Origin of the sequence: Desulfuromonas versatilis, from assembly GCF_019704135.1 — a bacterium.
GTDB lineage: Bacteria > Desulfobacterota > Desulfuromonadia > Desulfuromonadales > NIT-T3 > Desulfuromonas_A > Desulfuromonas_A versatilis.
In genome coordinates, this window is record NZ_AP024355.1 from 416,553 (window position 1) to 435,485 (window position 18,933).

At 64.1% G+C, this 18,933-nt stretch carries 18 protein-coding genes and 1 riboswitch; of the genes, 7 read left to right on the forward strand and 11 right to left on the reverse strand.

The window, feature by feature from the left end:
- Positions 1 to 7 precede the first annotated feature (7 nt).
- The 7 genes from DESUT3_RS01820 to DESUT3_RS01850 all read right to left on the reverse strand — a co-directional run bounded on the left by DESUT3_RS01820 (position 8) and on the right by DESUT3_RS01850 (position 5,785).
- Positions 8 to 556: a cytochrome c3 family protein gene (locus DESUT3_RS01820; protein WP_221250769.1), complete on the reverse strand. Its 549-nt coding sequence runs from the start codon at positions 554 to 556 to the stop codon at positions 8 to 10.
- A 3-nt stretch (positions 557 to 559) separates the two neighbouring features.
- Complete coding sequence (locus tag DESUT3_RS01825; RefSeq protein ID WP_221250770.1) at positions 560 to 1,831, reverse strand: c-type cytochrome; 1,272 nt, start codon at positions 1,829 to 1,831, stop codon at positions 560 to 562.
- A 182-nt stretch (positions 1,832 to 2,013) separates the two neighbouring features.
- A complete protein-coding gene (locus DESUT3_RS01830; RefSeq protein ID WP_221250771.1) occupies positions 2,014 to 2,580 on the reverse strand; it encodes an HDIG domain-containing metalloprotein in 567 nt (188 codons plus the stop codon).
- Positions 2,581 to 2,595: 15 nt separating this feature from the next.
- Complete coding sequence (mobB, locus tag DESUT3_RS01835; RefSeq protein ID WP_221250772.1) at positions 2,596 to 3,099, reverse strand: molybdopterin-guanine dinucleotide biosynthesis protein B; 504 nt, start codon at positions 3,097 to 3,099, stop codon at positions 2,596 to 2,598.
- An 84-nt stretch (positions 3,100 to 3,183) separates the two neighbouring features.
- The gene (locus DESUT3_RS01840; RefSeq protein ID WP_221250773.1) at positions 3,184 to 4,392 is read right to left on the reverse strand and encodes a molybdopterin molybdotransferase MoeA; all 1,209 of its coding nucleotides are present in this window, start codon (positions 4,390 to 4,392) and stop codon (positions 3,184 to 3,186) included.
- Positions 4,359 to 5,093 (reverse strand): energy-coupling factor ABC transporter ATP-binding protein, encoded by a 735-nt coding sequence (locus DESUT3_RS01845; RefSeq protein WP_221250774.1) that lies wholly within the window; start codon positions 5,091 to 5,093, stop codon positions 4,359 to 4,361. Before DESUT3_RS01845 ends, DESUT3_RS01840 begins: the two co-directional genes overlap by 34 nt.
- Before the next feature lie 5 nt (positions 5,094 to 5,098).
- Positions 5,099 to 5,785 carry an ABC transporter permease gene (locus DESUT3_RS01850; protein ID WP_221250775.1) on the reverse strand — a complete coding sequence of 229 codons (687 nt, stop codon included), beginning with the start codon at positions 5,783 to 5,785 and terminating at the stop codon, positions 5,099 to 5,101.
- A 94-nt stretch (positions 5,786 to 5,879) separates the two neighbouring features.
- Positions 5,880 to 5,995: riboswitch (molybdenum cofactor riboswitch) on the reverse strand.
- 255 nt (positions 5,996 to 6,250) lie between these two features.
- Here DESUT3_RS01850 and DESUT3_RS01855 point away from each other — a divergent pair.
- From DESUT3_RS01855 to DESUT3_RS01865, 3 genes are all read left to right on the forward strand, one after another.
- Positions 6,251 to 6,799, forward strand: a complete 549-nt coding sequence (locus DESUT3_RS01855) for a porin family protein (RefSeq protein ID WP_221250776.1) — start codon at positions 6,251 to 6,253, stop codon at positions 6,797 to 6,799.
- A 297-nt stretch (positions 6,800 to 7,096) separates the two neighbouring features.
- Entirely contained in the window at positions 7,097 to 11,110 is a 4,014-nt protein-coding gene (locus DESUT3_RS01860) for a Calx-beta domain-containing protein (protein WP_221250777.1), read from the forward strand.
- A 62-nt stretch (positions 11,111 to 11,172) separates the two neighbouring features.
- Entirely contained in the window at positions 11,173 to 12,354 is a 1,182-nt protein-coding gene (locus DESUT3_RS01865) for a Calx-beta domain-containing protein (RefSeq protein ID WP_221250778.1), read from the forward strand.
- A 206-nt stretch (positions 12,355 to 12,560) separates the two neighbouring features.
- Here the strand turns inward: DESUT3_RS01865 and DESUT3_RS01870 are convergent, their stop codons facing one another.
- A complete protein-coding gene (locus DESUT3_RS01870; protein ID WP_221250779.1) occupies positions 12,561 to 12,740 on the reverse strand; it encodes a hypothetical protein in 180 nt (59 codons plus the stop codon).
- Between the two features lie 489 nt (positions 12,741 to 13,229).
- Between DESUT3_RS01870 and rpsA the strand changes: the two genes are divergently transcribed.
- From rpsA to DESUT3_RS01885, 3 genes are all read left to right on the forward strand, one after another.
- The gene (gene rpsA, locus DESUT3_RS01875) at positions 13,230 to 14,441 is read left to right on the forward strand and encodes a 30S ribosomal protein S1 (protein ID WP_221250780.1); all 1,212 of its coding nucleotides are present in this window, start codon (positions 13,230 to 13,232) and stop codon (positions 14,439 to 14,441) included.
- 242 nt (positions 14,442 to 14,683) lie between these two features.
- Positions 14,684 to 15,364, forward strand: a complete 681-nt coding sequence (locus DESUT3_RS01880) for a YkgJ family cysteine cluster protein (RefSeq protein ID WP_221250781.1) — start codon at positions 14,684 to 14,686, stop codon at positions 15,362 to 15,364.
- 48 nt (positions 15,365 to 15,412) lie between these two features.
- Entirely contained in the window at positions 15,413 to 16,159 is a 747-nt protein-coding gene (locus DESUT3_RS01885) for a hypothetical protein (RefSeq protein ID WP_221250782.1), read from the forward strand.
- Positions 16,160 to 16,247: 88 nt separating this feature from the next.
- Here the strand turns inward: DESUT3_RS01885 and DESUT3_RS01890 are convergent, their stop codons facing one another.
- Entirely contained in the window at positions 16,248 to 16,442 is a 195-nt protein-coding gene (locus DESUT3_RS01890; RefSeq protein WP_221250783.1) for a GSU3473 family protein, read from the reverse strand.
- Positions 16,443 to 16,528: 86 nt separating this feature from the next.
- Positions 16,529 to 17,728 (reverse strand): 6-phosphofructokinase, encoded by a 1,200-nt coding sequence (locus DESUT3_RS01895; RefSeq protein ID WP_221250784.1) that lies wholly within the window; start codon positions 17,726 to 17,728, stop codon positions 16,529 to 16,531.
- Positions 17,729 to 17,897: 169 nt separating this feature from the next.
- On the opposite strand from DESUT3_RS01895, the gene DESUT3_RS01900 reads away from it, so the two are divergent.
- Positions 17,898 to 18,224, forward strand: coding sequence for a cytochrome c3 family protein (locus DESUT3_RS01900; RefSeq protein WP_221250785.1), 327 nt, complete (start codon positions 17,898 to 17,900; stop codon positions 18,222 to 18,224).
- Between the two features lie 100 nt (positions 18,225 to 18,324).
- Here the strand turns inward: DESUT3_RS01900 and DESUT3_RS01905 are convergent, their stop codons facing one another.
- Positions 18,325 to 18,900, reverse strand: a complete 576-nt coding sequence (locus tag DESUT3_RS01905) for a LemA family protein (protein ID WP_221250786.1) — start codon at positions 18,898 to 18,900, stop codon at positions 18,325 to 18,327.
- Between the last annotated feature and the right edge of the window lie 33 nt (positions 18,901 to 18,933).

Here is an 18,933-nt window from a genome sequence, read left to right on the forward strand (position 1 = left end):
GATCTCCCTAGAGGTGGCAGGTGGCGCAGTCGATGGAGGCGCCGTTGCTCTTGTGGCAGGTCACGCACCAGCCCATCTGCAGCGTCCGGACCCGGCGGACCTTGGTCATGGCCGCCAGGTTGCCGTGGCAGGCGAAGCATTCGATCCCCGCCCGGACGTGCCGTTTGTGGGTGAAATAGATGAAATCGGGCAGTTCATGCACCCGGTTCCAGGCGACGGGGCGCCTGGCCTGGTAATGCTCGGTGAGCTTGATGATCTGCGGACGGTCGGTGGCGATGCTGCGGTGGCAGGACATGCAGATGTCGAGGGTCGGCACCCCGGCCCGGGGGGACTTGTCGGCGTACATGTGGCAGTAGCTGCAGGGGAGCTGGAGGCTGCCGGCATGCACCGTGTGGGGGAAGGCGATGGGCTGCTCCGGGGCGCGCTGGACCTGCCACCAATAGAGCGCCATGCCTGCCACCAGCAGGACGAAGGTGGTGAAAAAGCCGAGCAGCAGCACCCGCGGCGCCAGCCGGGTCAGAAAGCGTCTCTGCGCTTGGTTGAGGGTCAGCGGCATGGCTTACTCTCCGGCCCGTTGCAGCAGGTAGCGGGCCACCGCGTCGATCTCCGGCTCGGCCAGGCCGAGCTGGGGCATGGACGGGTAATCGGGGTTGATCTTCACTGGCTTGCGGATGAACCCCTTGAGTTCAGCGAGGCGGCCCTGGTATTTACCCAGTACGGAATTCAGCGGGGGGCCGACCACCCGCCGGTCGAAGGCATGGCAGCCGGCGCAGATGCGCTGGAAAACCGCCTCCCCGTCAGCGGCGGCTGCGCTCGGGGCCGGAGCCGGCGCTGCGGTCGAGGGCGGTTCGGGGAGAGCTGCTGCCTTAGGGTAAAAAGCCGCGGCCCGGGCCCGGCCCTGGGGCAGGGTCTGCTCGTTGAGGTGGGTTCCACGGGCGTTATGGTCGCTTAGCGCCCCGGTCAGAAACAGGGCCAGAAACCCGAGCAGGGCGGGTTTGGCCAGGGCGGGGGAGGAGGTTTCCAGAAGATTCAGCAGGATCAGCGCCAGGCCCAGGCCCACCGCCAGCGCGGCGATGGCCAGGGCGAACAGGAAGCCAGAGCGCGCCTGGCCGGCCAGGGTGTACAGGCCCCAGAGCTGCAGCGGCGGCCAGGCCAGCAGCGAGACCAGGGCCAGCACGGCCCCGGTGCGGCAGGCGAAGCGCCTGAATCCCTCGGCGCCGGGCGTGGAGCCGCCTTCGGCGGCGGCGCAAAGCAGGATGACGGCCCCGGTGAGACCGAAGGAGAGAACCAGAATCTCCAGAAAACGCGCCAGCCCATTCCAGGAAAGGATCAGCCAGGGGAGCCTGCCCAGGTGGGGCCACTGATCGGGGTGCAGCAGCAGGGCGAGGCCGCTGAGCAGGACGAACATCGCCGCGAAAAGGGCCCCGGCGCCGGTCAGCACCACCGCCGAGCCGAGCCAGGCGGGGCAGGAGGGCCTGGCGGTGAGGGTCGGGCGCAGATGCAGCAGGGCCAGCCCTACAGCCAACGGCAGCAGGGAGGCCGCGGCGAAGGCCGGGCCGAGCCCGGTTTCGGGGTAGACCAGCCCGGCGCAGGCCAGGGCCGCCGCCACCAGCAGCAGGGTCGGCAAGGCCACGGTCTGACCCTGCAGGGTCCGCGCGAAAAGAGCCGCGGCCAGTTTCCGATGGTTATTCTTTTCTCCCCCGTAAATTTCCAGCAAAACCGCGGCCACGGTGCCGCCGGCGAGAAACCCGAGCAGCGGGGTCAGGGCGCCAAGCAGGACGGCGAGCACCAGTTTGAGCAGGGGGAGGTTTTCCGGAGTGATCGGCGTCATCAGCTCACCGGCAGGTAGTGGCCTGGTGACCTGCGAACCTGGGGTGGGCCAGTTCGCTGGTGATTACAGGCAGGCGGAATCCGATTGCATTAATACGGCAACTCGTAAATTGAAACACAATGCGGCGCCATTGCAACGGGGAAGAGAAGAAAAGGGGCGCGGTCAGCGCCCCTGGAGGGTGGTCAGAGTTCGAGGTCGGGGGCGATCCCCTGCATGGCCTGCAGGCAGAGTTCGCAAAACTCGTCGATGGGAATCCCGGTTTTTTCGCATTCGAGGATGATCTCGCGGTTGGCCCCGGCCGCGAAGGCCTTCTCTTTCATCCGCTTGCGCACCGACTTGGCCTTGACGCTGGCCAGCTTCCGGTCGGGGTAGACCAGGGCGGTGGCGATGATCAGTCCGGTAATGGTCTCGCCAGCGGCCAGGGCGTGCTGGAAGGTGGTCGACCGCTTCTCCGGGTGGGCCATCTCGTTGTGCAGGCGGATGGCGTCGATGATCTCCTCGGCAACTCCCGCCTCGCGCAGAATCACGGCGGTCTGATGAGTATGACGGGTCATGTCCTCGGCGGTCTGCTCCACATCCAAGTCGTGCAGCAACCCGGCCAGTCCCCATTTTTCCGGGTCTTCGCCGAGCCGCACGGCCAAGGAGCGCAACACCGCCTCGCTGGCCAGGCAGTGCTTGAGCATGTTGGGGGATTGCACGTGCCGGGTGAGCAGCTCCCAGGCCTGGTCGCGGGTCATGCCGTAGCTCATGAAGTCCTCCGGGGCTCAGGCCAGGAAGGTCTTTTCGACGAAATCGGCGACCTGGGCGGGGTTGTTGAGGTCGAGCACCGGCACGTCGAGCTCCAGCGCCTCGTCGCTGGCCACCGCCACCAGGGTCGGGTCGTTCTCCTCGCCGCGGCAGAGCAGGGTGGCGCTGCGCTCCTGGCGGTGGACCTCGATCTTGGGCAGGCCGCTCTTCTTGAACCCCTCGGTGAGCACCAGGTCGACGTCACCGAAATAAGTGGCGAGCAGTTCGGTGATGGGCAGCGCCTCCGCGTGCTTTTTCACCAGCGCCAGCTTTTCCGGGGAGCTGATCAGCATGGTGTCGGCCCCGGCGGCGGTAAGCCGGTGGCTGTCCTTGCCCGGATGGTCGATGTCGAAACGGTGGGCGTCGTGTTTGACCACGCCGATGCGGTAGCCGCGGGACTTGAGCTCGCTGATGACCTTCTCGAGCAGGGTGGTCTTGCCGGTGCCCGACTTGGCGACGAAAGATAGGGCTTTGGGGGACATAGAAACCAGCTCCTGGAAAGAGAGACTAAAGGGAAGTAGCAGGTTTTTCACCGATCACTTATTACTTCATTACGATTTACGGCTTTACACATAATCCAGCCCGGTGATCAGGTGCACGTCCACCTCTTCGCCGGGTTCGAAACGGTCGCGGTCGGCGGGCAGCGTGGCGATGCCGTTGGCGCGGACCATGGTGCGCAGAATGCCGGTATGCTGGTCCCCGGAGCTGGCGACCACCAGGCAACCCTCCTTACGCTCCACGCAGACCCGCAGGAACTGGACCCGACCGAGCTTTTTGCGGACCGGCTCGCTGAGCGCCGCCTTGACGTAGGGTTTGATGGGGCAGAGGTGGCCCATCATCTTGAGCAGAGCGGGGCGGACGAACTCCTCGAAGGTGATCATGGTGGCTACCGGGTTGCCGGGCAGGGAGAAGACCGGCTGGGTGCCCCGCAGACCGAAGGCGGTGGGGCGGCCGGGGCGGATCTCGACCTTCCAGAAGACCTGCTCCACGCCGAGCTCGGCCAGGATGTCGCGGACCAGGTCGAGATCGCCCGCCGAGACCCCCGCCGAGGTGATCAGCACGTCGGCGCGCAGCCCCTCGACCAGCTTCTCCCGCAGGCTTTCGGCGTTGTCCCGGGCGATGCCGAGCAGAAACGGCTCGCCGCCGACCTCCTTGACCGCTGCGGCCAGGGAGAGGGCGTTGCTGTTGACGATTTTCCCCACATCAAGCCGCTCGCCCAGTTCCACCAGCTCGTCGCCGGTGGAGAGGATGGCCACGCGCGGGCGTCGGTAGAGGGTGACGAAGGGCTTGCCGAAGCTGGCGAGCAGGTTGATTTCCGCCGGGCGCAGCAGGGTCCCGGGGGTAAGCACCTGCGCCCCGGTGGCGATGTCCTCGCCCCGGAAGCGGATATGGTCGCGGCGGCGCACCTCGCCGCGCAGGGTCACCCGACCCTTGGTCTCTTCGGCTTGCTCGAAGGGGACCACCGCATCGCACTGGGGCGGAATCGGGCCGCCGGTCATGATCTTGACGGCGCAGCGAGGTTCCACCGCCGGCTCGGGGATGCCGCCGGCCGGGATATAGCCGGTAAGGACCAGCTCGGCCCCCGGCGCGCAGTCGGCTGCGCGCACCGCGTAGCCGTCCATGGCCGAGTTGTCGTAGCGGGGCATGTCCCAGGGAGCGGTGACAGTTTCGGCGAGAATCCTTCCGGCCGCCTCAAGCAGCGAGACTCGCTCGGTCCCCAGCGGGGCGACGTTTTCCAGGATCAGCGTTCGCGCTTGTTCAAAGGACGCGGGCATGTCGATATCTCCGGGCTGGTTTGTGGCCGGTTTTCAGGAGGATGCGGAGGGTCGGCCAGGCGCCCGCCGACCAGCCGGACCAGCTCGCCGTTCAGGCGCTTGGGCTGAACCGGGTCGTGGGTGGCCATGATAACGGTTATGCCCCGGGAGGGCAAGTCGGCGATCAGCCGCTCCAGGGCGAGGATGGTCTGACGGTCGAGATTGGCGGTCGGTTCGTCAAGCAGCAGCACCTCGGGTTCGAGAGCCAGCGCCCGGGCCAGGGCCACGCGCTGGATTTCGCCGCCGGAGAGCTGGCGGGCGCGGCGCTGCTCGAAGCCGGCAAGTCCCACCTGGTCCAGCGCCAGGGAACAGCGGCGGCGCAGCTGCTCGCCGCGCACTCCGCGCAGGCGCAGGCCGAAGGCGAGGTTGTGGGCGACGCTGCGGTCGAACAGGTAGGGGGTCTGTTCAACCAGGGTGACCCGGCGGCGGTGCCGCTGCAGTTCTGTCGCTTCGAAGCTCAGGGGGGCTCCGCCGAAGCTGATTTGCCCCCGCTGTGGGCGGGCCAGCAGGGCCAGCAGCCGCAGCAGGGTGCTCTTGCCGGAGCCGTTGGGACCGGCCAGGGCGTAGATGCGGCCGGGATGCAGGTGCAGCTGATCCACCTGCAGGGTGAAGCCGGTGCCGTTGCGATATTCGATGTCGCGCAAAGCGTACAGGGGGGTCACGGAGGTCACCTCTGCTGCAGCAGGTTGAGAATCAGGTTGACCACCAGGGCCACCGTCATGAGGATGATCCCCAGGGCCAGGCCGAAGGCGAATTCGCCCTTGCTGGTTTCCAGGGCGATGGCGGTGGTCATGGTGCGGGTGTAGTCGCGGATGTTGCCGCCGAGCATCATGGCCACGCCGACCTCGGCGATCACCCGCCCAAAGCCGGCGATCACCGCCGCCATGACCCCAAAGCGGGTCTCGATGAGCAGCTGAAGCCACCCCTGCAAGCGGCCGGCCCCGAGGGTCTGGGCGGTGGGCAGGATGCGGCTGTCAGCCCCGGCAATGGCCGCCACCGTGTAGTTGGCGATGATCGGGGTGGCCAGCACGGTCTGCCCGATGATCATCGCCATCGGGGTGAACAGCAGCCCCCAGCTGCCCAGGGGGCCCTGGCGGCTGAGAAAGCCGTAGACCACCAGACCGATGACCACCGTCGGCAGGGCCATCAGCGTGTTGAGCAGGGTGACCGCCAGGCGCCGGCCGGGAAAACGGCCGATGCCGATCAGCAGGCCGATGGGGATTCCGGCCAGGGCTGCGGCGACGATGGCGCAACCCGAGGTGTACAGCGAAGTCCAGACGGTGCGGAACACCTCGACGTCCAGCGCGGCGATGAGAGTCAAGGAGGTGGCCAGGGATTGCCAGATGAAATCCACGTCGGTCGTGTGCTCCCCTCAGGCGGTCGATAAAAAGTGAAAAAGGGCTTTTCCGGTAAGAAAAAGCCCTTTTCAGGTGCATGCCTTGCGGCGGCGTCCTGGAAAGGGTCCCCCTTTCCGGAAGGGAGGCCGCGCCGTTTCCCGCGCGACCCATCGGCCTGCCGCCATGGCATTGCCTTCAGGCGGACAGGCTCGGAGAACCTGGTGTTGGTTTTTTTTTCGTCCTGGCCGCCGGCCGGAGCGCTGGGTCGCCCCTGCATTCAGCCGGGTGGGGGCGGAGGCCGCAACCGCCAGAACAGCTTTTTTTACCCTAACTTGCGGAAAAAGGGAATGGATAATTTCCCCCTTTCGGTATACGGAACAGCCGGCCGGCTAAGGCTGAGGGTTTTGAAATTTTTCTTAATTCGGATATATTAACAAGGACAAACTTTTCACCAGGGGGAACCTGGCACAAAGGAGGGCGAATTGAAGATCGGGGTGGGATGTTTTTGGGGGATGCTGATGCTGGTTCTCGGGTGGAGTTGCCCTTCGCCTGCTGACGCCTGGTATATCGGCATCAAGGGCGGACCGATGATTTCGGATATCGGTGGCATGGACAACGCCGGCAACCTCGGAGCGCTGGTGGGCAGGGATGTCTACGGCTTCGAATACGGACGGCTGGCCGTAGAGGGCGAGTTCACCGCCTCCATCGAGGATGGGGAAATTTCCAAGGCGGAGTTCTTCGACGGCAAATGGGACCTCAACACCCTGGGAGTCTGGCTTGCCTATCGAAGCCCGCACCGGTTGTACGGCAAGCTCAAACTGGGGGTCAACTACGTCGATATCAACGTCGATCGCTCGGGGAACGATTTCAAGGATGAGACCACCGGCCTCTCCTGGGGCATTGGAGCAGGTTGGCAACTCGACGAGATCTTCAGCGTGGAAGTCGAATATACCCAGGAGACCGATCTGGAACTGGCCGGCGATGACGGGGACATCCGCTTTTTGAGCCTGGGCCTCAATTGCCACTTCTAAGGATTCCCCCAACCATCGGATATCACTGACCCCCCTGGGTTTCCACCTTCCAGGGGGGTGTTTTCTGCCCAAATTCCGGGTGGTTTCTTTTGCGGCTCCTGGATTGACAAAGCATTATGGCTGGCTAATATTATGAATAAAATTTTTTAATTTCTGGCTGACTGGGGCAGTTGCCGGCCTGACCCAGGCGTCCGCGGGGACGGCAATCGCTCCCCCGAAGGAGGGATCCCTTTTCGCGGCGGGTGGCGGCGCAAAGGAGCTTGGGCGGTTCGGCGTGCCGTGCTGAAGGGGGTACAGATGATGAGCGCAGAAACCAGGGTAACCATCCGGCGGATGTTCGGGACGGCACTGTTCGGGCTGCTTTGTCTGTTGCAGGTTCCCGGCTGTGGCGGCGGCTCCGGGGGCGGCGGCGGGGGGGCCGCTCCAGGGGTGGAGGTTGCCCCGGGCACGGCGTCCCTTTCGGAGAACGGCGGCGTCCAGGATTTTCAGGTGCGACTGCAGACCGCGCCCAACGGAACGGTAGTGATGAAGATCGTCTGCAGGGACGATGCGAAGGCCTGGGTTGAGCCGCAGCAGCTCAGCTTCAACTCGGAAAACTGGGCGACGCCCCAACGGATCTGGGTTTACGGCAAGGACGACCGGGTCGCCGACGGCAACCGCCTGGTGGAGTTCGCCCTGGGCTGCGATGGCGCCGCGAGCGGGGACACCACCGGTTACCTGCAGACCAGCAAAAGCTTCTCGGTGACCGTCACCGACGACGACAAGGCGGGGGTGACGGTCACCCACGATCCGCTCATCTTCCCCGAAGGGGGGGGCTCGGGTACCTTCACGGTGGGTCTCAATACCCGCCCCAACGGCAACGTCGTGATCGATGTCACCAGCACCGATGCAACCGAGGCGGTGGTGGATCAGCCACGGCTCACCTTCACCGCCGACAACTGGGCGGTGCCCCGGACCCTGACCGTTTACGGCGTGGATGACTCCGATTTCGACGACAGCCAGAGCGTGCGGGTCGCCGTCGACGTCAATCCGGATCCGGCCCTGACCACCGATACCACGGGCTATGCATTGCTCAAGCCCTCCGAGGTGGCCGACGTGCTGGTCACCGTGGTGGATGACGACTCGGTGGGGCTCACGGTGGTGCCGGGCAGGACGAGCTTTTCCGAACAGGGTGGCACGGGTTACTTCAACGTGGTGCTGACCAGCAAGCCCCTGCAGGCCGGCAACGAGACGGGCAGCAAGGTGGTCATCGACCTCACCAGTCACGATCCCGGGGAGGCGAGGGTCCAGCCGGGGCAATTGACCTTTGACGCCGACGACTGGTGGAAGCCCCAGCTGGTAGAGCTCATCGGGGTCAACGACGATGTCGCCGACGCCAACCAGAGCATCGACATCTCGGTCGAGGTCAATGCCGCTCTCACCATCGACGGCACCGGTTACCAGGCCCTGGCGCAGAGAATGGTCAAGGTCACGGTCATGGATGACGACGAGGCCGGTTTTACCCTGAGCGCGCCGGCGCTGCCGCTCACCGTCTCCGAAGCAGGCACTTCGCAGGACTTCGCCGTGGTGCTGAATTCCGAGCCGACCGGCGCGGTGGTGTTCGACATCGCCAGCGCCGATCGGGAGGAGGCGACAGTGAGCCCCTCCCGGCTGACCTTTGCCGCCGGCAACTGGAGCAACCCCCAGAGCGTGAGGGTAACCGGCCAGGATGACGACATCGACGACGACACCCAGCGCTTCAATATCACCGTGGCGGTGGACCCCGCGGCCACCGCGGACGATTCCGGGTATCCGCAACTGCCCTCCCAGTTTATTCCGGTGCAGGTCGAGGACGACGATACGGCGGACCTCACCCTCATCGGCGAACTGCTGAGCCTCTCCGAATCGGGGACCACCGACAGCTTCAAAGTCGGTCTGACCAGCGAGCCGGACGCCAGGGTGGTGGTCCGGATCACCAGCCCCGACGATTCGGAAGCCAAGGTCAACAAGCCTACCCTGACCTTCACCCCGGGAGATTGGCAAACCGCCCAGGAGGTGACGGTTACCGGGGTCGATGATGATCTGGCCGACGGCAATCAGAGCTTCGAGCTGAGCGTGACGGTGGACGGGGCGGAAACCCTGGACACCACCGGCTACAAGAGCGTCCTGCCGAAAAAGATCGCGGTGATCGTCGCGGACGACGACAGCGCCAACATCACCGTCACCGCGACCCGGCTGAGCGTCTCCGAGGCGGCTCCGGACAACACGGCCAGCTTCGCTGTGGGGCTGACCAGCCAGCCCGACGGCGTGGTGGTGATCCGCATCGCCAGCGACGATCCGACCAAAGCGACGGTCAATTCCCCGCTGAATTTCACCCCCGAGAATTGGCGAAGCGCCCAGACGGTGCAGGTGGCCGGGCAGAACGACGACCTGGCCGGCGGCAACCAGACCTTCGACCTGACCGTGGCGGTGGACAGGGAGGCGACCCAGGACACCACCGGCTACAAGACCCAGCCGGCGCAGGTCGTGGAACTGACGGTGGAAGACGACGACCGGGCTCAGGTCACCCTGTCCGCGACCGCGCTGACCATCTCCGAGGCGGCCGCCGACAATGTGGGGAGTTTCCTGGTGGGACTAAGCTCCCAGCCGAGCGGCGAGGTGGTGATCACCCTCACCAGCCGCGACCCGAGCCAGGCCACTGTCGACTCGCCGCTGCGCTTCACCCCGGGCAATTGGAAGGTCAAGCAGCCGGCCACCCTCCGGGCGGTGAACGACGCCCTGGCCGACGGCAACCAGAGCGTCGAGATCATCGTGGCGGTGGACGCCTCGGCGACCCTGGACCAGACCGGCTACCCGGATCTGCCGGCTCAATCCCTGACCCTGACGGTGGAGGATGACGACCAGGCGCAGATCACCCTGAGCCGGGGATCGCTGACCATCTCCGAGGCCGCTCCGAACGACACGGGCAGCTTCGAGGTCAACCTGAGCAGCCAGCCCGATGGGGATGTGGTGATCAACCTGCTCAGCGGTGACGCCAGCGAGGCCACCGTGAATTCGCCCCTGCGCTTTACCCCGGGCAACTGGAGCGTTGCGCAGAGGGTGAGCGTCGAAGCGGTGGACGACGAGATGGCTGATGGCAACCGTACCTTTGACATCACCCTGGCGGTGGATGTCGATGCCACGCAGGACTCGACGGGCTATGGACAGCTCGCTGCCCAGAGCGTTTCGGTCACCGTGGAGGATGACGACCTGGCGCAGATCGCGCTGGACAAGCAGTCCCTGACCCTTACCGAAGCGGCTCCCGGCAACACGGCGAGCTTCAAGGTGAGTCTGAGCTCCCAGCCGGACGGCGACGTGGTGATCGCTCTGACCAGCGGCAAGCCTGGCGAAGCGACGGTCGCTTCGCCCCTGACCTTCACCTCCGCCAACTGGAAAAGTGCCCAGCCGGTGAGCGTTCAGGCGGTGAACGACGCTCTGGCCGACGGCAACCAGAGCTTCGACATCACCCTGGCGGTGGATGACACCGCCAGCGGCGACACTACCGGTTACAAGGACTTGCCGGCCCTCACCCTGCCGGTGACGGTGGAAGACGACGACCAGGCGCAGATTACCCTGAGCGGCGGCCCCCTGGTGGTTTCCGAGACGGGAACCGTCGATTCCTTCGAGGTGAAATTGAGCAGCCAGCCAAGCGCCAACGTGGTCATCGGCTTCACCAGCGGCAGGCCAGCCGAAGCCGAGGTGCTCGATCGGCAGCTGATCTTCACCCCCGACAGCTGGGATGATTTCAAGACCGTGCGCGTCAAGGGGCTCGACGACCCGGTGGCTGACGGCAACCAGGGCTTCGACATCGTGGTGGCGGTCGATGTTGCGGCGACCCTCGATGAGACCGGCTATGCCGATCTGGAGCCCCAAACCCTGGGCATCACGGTGCAGGACGACGACGTGGCGGGGGTCACGGTCGGCACCCGGGACGGCAATCCCATCGTTCTGGGGCATGCCGGCAGCACCGGGACGATAACCGTGGTGCTGAATACCAGGCCCGATGGCGAGGTGCTGATCGATCTGAGCAATCCCGATCCGAGCATCACCTTGAGCAGCGAGCAGGTGGTTTTCGCCCCTGCCGAGTGGTCGACGGTCCAGAATGTCGTCGTGACGCGGGTGGCCGAGCAGGTCGTCGGTGCCGACCAGATCATCACCCTGTCGCTGGCGGTGAATCTGGACGGGACGAATGACACGACCGGCTACCGCAGCCTGGTGGCCACCGGGGATGTCCCCGATGTGACCGTCACCCTGCAGAACCTTCCACCGCCGCCACCACCACCCGCGGAGTGATCCGGGTGTTTTCTCAGAAAATGGAGGGGCTTGAGCGATCGCAGCACCTACAGGAGGAGTATATGTCGGGAATTTTAGGCAAAATTGTACGTTTTGGGGGGATTTCCATTCTCGCCGCATGGCTCGCCGCCACAGCCGGCTGCGGCAGCGTCTCCGACGGCGGGGACGATGGCGGCGCGTCCCCCGGGGTCAGGGCCACCCCATCGGCCACCACCTTTTCCGAGAACAACGGAACCGCCACGGTCGCCACCATGCTCAACACGGCACCCAACGGAGACGTGGTGCTGAAGGTCGATACCAACAGCTCGGACAGGGTCTCGCTTACCCCGGCCACCCTCACTTTCAATTCATCCAACTGGGCTGCCCCCCAGAGCTTTACCGTCGCCGGAGTCAACAACGATGCCGCGGACGGCAACCGGGCGGTGGACATCGCTTTGCGGGTGGATGCCGGCGCGACCAGTGACAGCACCGGTTACGCGGGCCTGGCCGCGGCCCCGGTCGGCCTGGTCAAGATGACCGTGATCGATGACGATGCCGCCGGGGTTACTGCCGCGCCGGAGAAACTCGCGGTTCTCGAGGCGGGCGGCAGCGCCACCTTCCGGGTATTTTTGAACACGGTCCCCGATGGCGAGGTGGTCGTCGCGGTGAAAAACGAAGGTACCAACCAGGCCGAACTGTCGGTCAACCGAACCACCCTGGTCTTCACCCCCGAGAGCTGGTCCGAAGCCAATGCGGAAACGGTTACGGTCACCGGCAGGAATGACCCGGAAATCGATGGCAACAAGTCGGTCCTGCTGAGTCTGGACATCGACGAGGCGGCCACCGGCGACCTGACCGGTTACACCCTGTTGGAGCCCCGCGTGGTCACCGTCACGGTCATCGACGACGATGCGGCGGGGATTACCGCCCTGCCCAACAGCCTCAGCATCATGGAGAATGGGGGGCTGGATCAGTTCACCGTGCGCCTGAACACACGCCCGACGGGATCGGTGGTCCTGCAGGTGGCGAGCAGCGACACCGGAGAGGTGGTGGCGAACCAAGCCTCCCTGACCTTCAACGCCACCAACTGGGATCAGGAGCAGGGCGTGGGGATCTCGGGGGTGGATGACCTGGAATCCGACAAGGTCCAGAACTGCCAGATTACCCTGAGCGTCGATCAGGACCGAAGTTCCGATGAGGTCTACAAAGCCGTCAATCCCTCCGCGGTTGTCCAGGTGCACGTTCTGGATGACGAGCTGCCCTGATTTCCCGCAGGCAAGGAGGGGGGGCTCCGCCCGGGGGGCACAGCCCCAAATCCGTCGATGCAGCGGGAAGCGCCTGGGGAGGGGGCCGGTTGCTTCCCGCCGCATCACCCATTTTCCCGGTACGGCTCCGGGGCAAAAACGAAAAGGCCAAGAACAAAAAAAAATCGGCCCTGTAGCCGATGGGAAACCATAGCATTCTGCGCTGTCTACTCGGATCCGGAACTTTCGTCGGCGTGATGCCCGCTTTCTTCCTTGGCGTGAGGTTTGGGTTCTTGCGGCCGTTTTTGCAGAAACCGGTCGAGGTCCTCCTCGCGCATCCGGCCCCAACGCACCCTGAGGTTTTCCTTGATCTGATCCCAGCGGTCCTTCAAGTCCTGTGTTCGCATAGTTCCACCCCCTTCGCAGATTTTTCGATCTTCCTGGTAATTCCTATTATACAGCGGATTTTCCGCCTCAACAGCGGCTCGAAGGCGCCGGCGGGTCAGGGCATTGGTCATTTGTTGCCAAAATGGTCATCGAGGTATAATGCGAGTGTAGTCCGCTATCCCGATAAGGGGAGGATACCGCATGTCGGAAAAAGAAAAAAAACGCTATTTTTATTTCCAGATCGGCCTGTTGGCAGGCTCGCTGGTGCTTTTCACCCTGGTGGTCAGTGCCCTTTTCGGCTGATCTGAAGCCTGCCTGAAGTGCGGTGCGCGTGCCGGAGGCGAAAACCGGTGCAACCCTCCCGGTGGAAGAAGGGGGAGGTGCGTCTTTCTCTGGGGCCTGTCCTGGAGAAAAGGTTTGTCTGGACTGGGGGAAAAAAGCAGGTAGAATACCCGCCAGGACCCGCAATTTTCCCGATTTTGCCTATTTGAAGACAGGAAACCGCAATTATGGTTGACGATCACGACGAACTGGATGATTCGCCGGAAAGCGAAGACTTTGCCGCGCTGCTGGAACAGAGCCTGGTCAAAACCTCCCGCCTGGAGCCCGGCCAGAAAATCGAGGCGAGGGTGCTGAAAATATCTACCGACTGGGTCTTTCTCGATGTCGGCCAGAAGGGCGAAGGGGTGCTGGACAAAAAGGAACTGCTCGACCCGGAGGGAAACCTGGGCGTCGCCGAGGGCGATACCCTGGCGGTCTACTTTCTTTCCCGCGCCGGCGGCGAGTTGCGTTTCACCACCCGCATCGGCGGGGCGGGGGCGGGTGACGCCCGCCTCGAGGAGGCCTTTCGCAGCGGCATTCCCGTGGATGGCAGCGTGGTCAAGGAGATCAAGGGGGGGTATGAAATCCGCCTCTCCGGGGGAACGCGCGGGTTCTGCCCCTATTCGCAGATGGGGCTGGGGCGTAGCCAGGGCCCCGAGGAGTACCTGGACAAGCATCTGCCCTTCCGCATCACCCGTTACGAGGAGCGCGGCCGCAACATCGTCGTCTCCCACCGCGCCATCCTCGAGGAGGAGCGCCTGAGGCTGCGCGAGCAGCTGAAGGGGACCCTTGCCGAAGGAGCGCTGGTCCAGGGGAGGGTCACCTCGCTGCAGAAGTTCGGCGCTTTCGTCGATATCGGCGGCATCGAGGGGCTGGTCCCCATTTCGGAGATCGCCTGGGGCCGGGTCGAGGACATCGGCGAGGTGCTCAGCGTGGGCCAGCAGGTGGAGGTGGCGGTAAAAAGCCTCGACTGGGAAAATAACCGCTTCTCCTTCAGCCTCAAGGAGACCCTTGCCGACCCCTGGAGCCTGGTGGCGCAAAAATATCCCGAGGGTTCGGTGCATAGCGGCAAGGTGGCGAGGCTGGCCCCCTTTGGCGCCTTCGTTACCCTGGAAGAGGGGATCGACGGCTTGGTGCACATCTCCAAGCTGGGGGCCGGCAAGCGCATTAACCACCCCCGGGAGGTGGTTCGGGAAGGGGAGGACCTCGAGGTGCGCATCGAGGGGGTCGACCCGGAGAACCGGCGCATTTCGCTGGCCCTGGCCGGCTCCGCCCAGGCCGAGCAGGAGGCCGAACCGGAGGAGGATTTCCGCCGCTATGTCAAGCAGGATGCCGCCGCGGGCATGGGAACCCTGGGAGACCTGCTCCGGACGAAGATGCAGGGCGGGAAAAAGAAATAAGCGGCTTTGCCCGCACCGGTCACCGCTCTGCTCCCGCTCGCGGGGCGGACCAGGGGGCCGGCGGCAGACTAATCGATGCAAGGGGCTGGCCCCGCCCGGACCAGCCCCTTGCTTGTGCGGTGCTGTCCGGGAATATTAAACCGCTTTACAGGGCCGAGGGCTACGGGCTAACCTAATACCTTTATACTTCCACTGAATCGATGGTCGGGGCACGGGCGGCAACTCCGCGGCGGGCAGGTTTTATGGATGGACTGTTAACAGAGTATCGCGGCCTCCTGGAGAAGGTGGACGACTGGTTCAGGCGCAGCCAGGCCAAGGCGCAGGGACTGGTCCACTGTGCTGCGGGCTGCAGCCAGTGCTGCCGGGGGCTTTTTGACATCTCGCTGCTGGAGGCGTATCTTCTGCAGGCCGGATTTTCCCAGCTCGCCGAGGAAACCCGCGAAAGGGTGCTGGCCCAGTCCCGCCTGCGCCTGGCCCAACTTCAGGCGCAATGGCCCGATTTCTCGGCCCCCTACCTGCTCAACCATATGCCCGACGAGTTGTGGACGGAGATGCCCGAGGGGGACATGACCCCCTGCCCGCTGCTCGGGGAGGACGGGCGCTGCCTGGTGTACCAGTGGCGGCCGATGACCTGCCGGCTGCACGGGCTGCCCAATGTGGACCGCTCCGGCGAAATATTCTCCGACCAGTGGTGCACCCTGAACTTCTCCGGCTCCAATCCGCTGGAGCGCGAAGAGCTGCGCTGGGATTTTCGGGCCGCGTTTGAGGTCGAGATCGACCTTTTCCAGCGGTTTGCCGAAGGGCTGCTGGCCAGGCCGCTGCGCGAACTGGACACCTTCATCCCCACCGCGCTGCTCATCGATTTTGCCGGTACCGACTGGCAAAACCTGAAAATCGCTCCGGCGGGCGGAGTCCGGGCTTGAGCCGGAGCCGGAGTTCGAAACACCCAAGGATGGCAAGGGAACACAGCAATGACTGATTCAAAAGATAGCAAGCTTCGGGGGGTTGCCAGCCTCTACAGCAGCGAGGAACTGAAAAAGTTCATCGGCAATTACCTGCTGATGATGGGGATTGTCGAGGGGTTCATCTTCTTTGTCTGCTGGGTCAGTCACCTGGCTGGGCAGGATGCTCCGTTTCCGTGGAAATTCTATCTCATCGCCTCGTTTATCGCGCCGGTTGCCATCACCTTCATCTTCGGAATCATCGTCGTCGGTTTCAACAAGTACATGTTCGACCGCAAGCTGTCCGAGGAGGCCCCCACCCGGGAGCTGAGCGCCGAGGAGGTCAAGCCCAAGTGGGTCCGGCGTTTCGAGATGGTGCTGCACTCCCTGCGCCAAGTCCCTTTCCTGCTGGCGCTGCTGCTGCTGGTGGTGAGCGCGGGCATCATCTACAACCTGGACATCATCACCGCCTACATCGCCAACGCCGGGGAGAAGGCGGCCCAGTACCTGTTTATTTCCCTGGCGGTGGTTCTGGGGGTCGCCTTCGTGACCGCCCTGGTCTGGATGTCGCTGAGCTACAACCTGCGCAAGCGCAGGCAGGACTACCTCTTCCAGTACCGGCGGGACGTCATGGAACGCCTGGGCCTGGTGATTCTGGAGGACGAGACGGTCATCGATCGCGACGGGCGGGTCGTCTCCGAAGGCAAGCCCCGTGAGCTGGGCCACGACAAGGGGGCGGGGAAAGTGACCCTGCTTCCCAACCTTCCCGAGGACTGACCGGCGCGGATCCTGATTTCCACGTCGCTGACAAAACAAAAGCCTGGCTTCCTTGCGGAAGGCCAGGCTTTTTGTTCGGAGACCGTCTTCAGGAGTGGGCCCTGCGTTCTCTTCCGCTCTGGAAGGCTCCCATCCCCCTGGCCCGCATGGGCGACTCACCCAGAATCGCCCACCCGTCCGAGCGCTCGAACCTTTTGATGCCGTTCGAGGCGATCAATTTATCCAGCTCGTTGGGCCTGACCAGCCGCTGTTGCCCATCCGGGTACTCGACACGTATCATCATGATTACGCACCTCTCCTTGATGTGGTTTTGACAATATTATATCAACAACCATCCCCCTGGGGGGGACGCAACCTCCCCCGCTCGGCTCAGCGGTCGCTGGTCATGATGAACAACGGCTGGCGGGCGAAGGATTCGTACTTCGGGCGAAGCCGCTGGGAATTGTAGTATTTGTCCACGTCAACCACCTTCTTGGTGCCGGTCACCACATCGATGGGCACGCTGTCATAGCAGCCGTTGTGAAGGCAGACCAGCCGCCCCGAAACATTTCCCAGCACCAGGTCCAGGGCCAGATTGCCGAAGGCCATGGGGACGATGGAGTCAAGGGCATCCGGGTCGCCGCAGCGCACCAGGTAGCCGAGCCGCTGGTTGACGATGTTGACGCGCCGCCCCTGGTTGTATTTGGGCGAAAGCTCCTTGAGAAGGGCGGCCACCTTGTCGCCGATGCCGCCAAGCTTGCGGTGCCCGTACTGGTCGGCCTCATCGCTTTCGAAACTCATCTGCGGATGGTGGGCCATGGTCGCCCCTTCGGAGATCAGCACTACCGAATAATTGCTCGGGTTGCGCCGGCGGTCATAGCAGAGCAGGTCGGTGATCTGTTCGATGTCGAAGGGGTGCTCGGGAATCAGACAGCGGTCCGCGGCCCCCGCCATGGTCGGCAGCAGGGCCGAAAAACCCGCGTAGCGGCCGAACACCTCGATGACCAGAAAGCGCTCGTGCGAGCCGGCGGTGGTGCGTAGTTTGTGGGTCAATTCGATGGTGCGGGTCACGCAGGTCGAAAAACCGATGCAGTAGTCGGTGCCCGGTACGTCGTTGTCCATGGTTTTGGGAATCCCCACCACCTTGACCCCCTCTCCGTGCAGGCGCTGGGCGTAGCTGAGGGTGTCGTCGCCGCCGATGGGGATGAGAAAATCGATGCCGAGAAACTCGAGATTTTTCAGGATCTCAGGGGTGACGTCGCTGATCTCCCCGGCATAGCTGGTGCGCAGATGCTCCGGAAGGTTGGCCTTGGGCAGGTGGCTGGGGCGGGTGCGCGAGGTGTGCAGAAAGGTGCCGCCGGTGCGTCCGGCGCGGTTGACCACCTCTTCGGTCAATTCCTGGACGTGGTCCCGGTTATCCGCCTTGGGGTCGGAAACCAGGTCCACCAGGCCGCCCCAGCCGCGGCGGATGCCCAATACCCGGTAGCCCTCCCGCAGGGCCCGGAAGGTCACGGCGCGGATGGCGGGATTCAAACCCGGGACATCGCCGCCGCCGGTCAAAATGCCTATGGTGCCTTTATGCCTGGCCATGGGATCTGCCTCCTGCGTGTTGGGGTTGTCCAGAACAATATTAGATGCAATTCACGGCAGGTCAACGCCAGGTGGGCGGAGGGGATGTGCCTGGACACAGGCATGGATTCTGCAAGTAAGATGGGGGTTTCGCGCCCGACCCGCTGCGCAATTCAAGGAGGACAGGCTTATGAGGCATCCCGGATTGACCGTACTCCCCCTCGTGTTTTTGCTTCTGGCTTCAGCCGCACCGGCGGCCGGCCAGGCCGAGGCACCCACCGCCCGGGAGCTGTCCACCCAGCGAGGCCGGGTCAATTTCACTCACCGCCAGCATCTGCAATGGGCCAAATCCTGCGAGATCTGCCATCACCGGGGCGTCGACGCCGGCTCCTGTCGCGCCTGTCACGAAGCCGACCCGCTGGCGCCCAATTCCCGCGACGCCTTCCACAAGCTCTGCATCGGCTGCCATAAACACAAGAGCGGGCCGACCGGCTGCAACGACTGCCATCATCGCTGAGAAAGTCCAGGCCCGGTATTTGACCTCGACCAGAGTTCCAACGCAAAAAGGGCCTGCAATGCGCAGGCCCTTTTTGCGTCATATGGCGTAGCTTCGGCGCTCAGGCGCCACTGTGCTGGAAGCTGACCTGCACGTCCTGGCGGTGGGCCGGATCGATCTTCCAGAGGGTGCGCCCGTTGAAGTTGAAGACCCGGGCCACCAGCACGTCGGGGAACTGCTCGATGCGGATGTTGTAGATATTGACCGAATCGTTGAAAAATTCGCGCCGGTCGGCGATCTGGTCCTCGAGTTCGGAGATCCTGGCGCTCAGGGCGCGGAAGGCCTGGTCGGCCTTGAGCTCGGGGTAGCGTTCGACAACCATGAACAGGGAGCGCAGGGTGTCGCTGAGAGCGTTCTGGGCCTGCAGCTTCTCGCCGTCGCTGCGGGCGGTGTTGACCTGGGAGCGGGCCTTGATCACCGCCTCGAGGGTCTTCTGTTCGTGCTGCATGTACCCCTCGCAGACCTTGATCAGCTTGGGCAGCTCGTCGAAGCGCTGCTTGAGCAGCACGTCGATGTTGCTCCAGGCCTTGTCGATGTTGTTTTTCAGGCTGACCAGGCCGTTGTAGACCATGATCACGTAAAAGACCAGTCCGACCAGGACCAGAAGCAGGGTACCCAGAACCATCCAGCCAAGCATAGGCGTCTCCTTACTCGTTGGTAATTGTCGGCA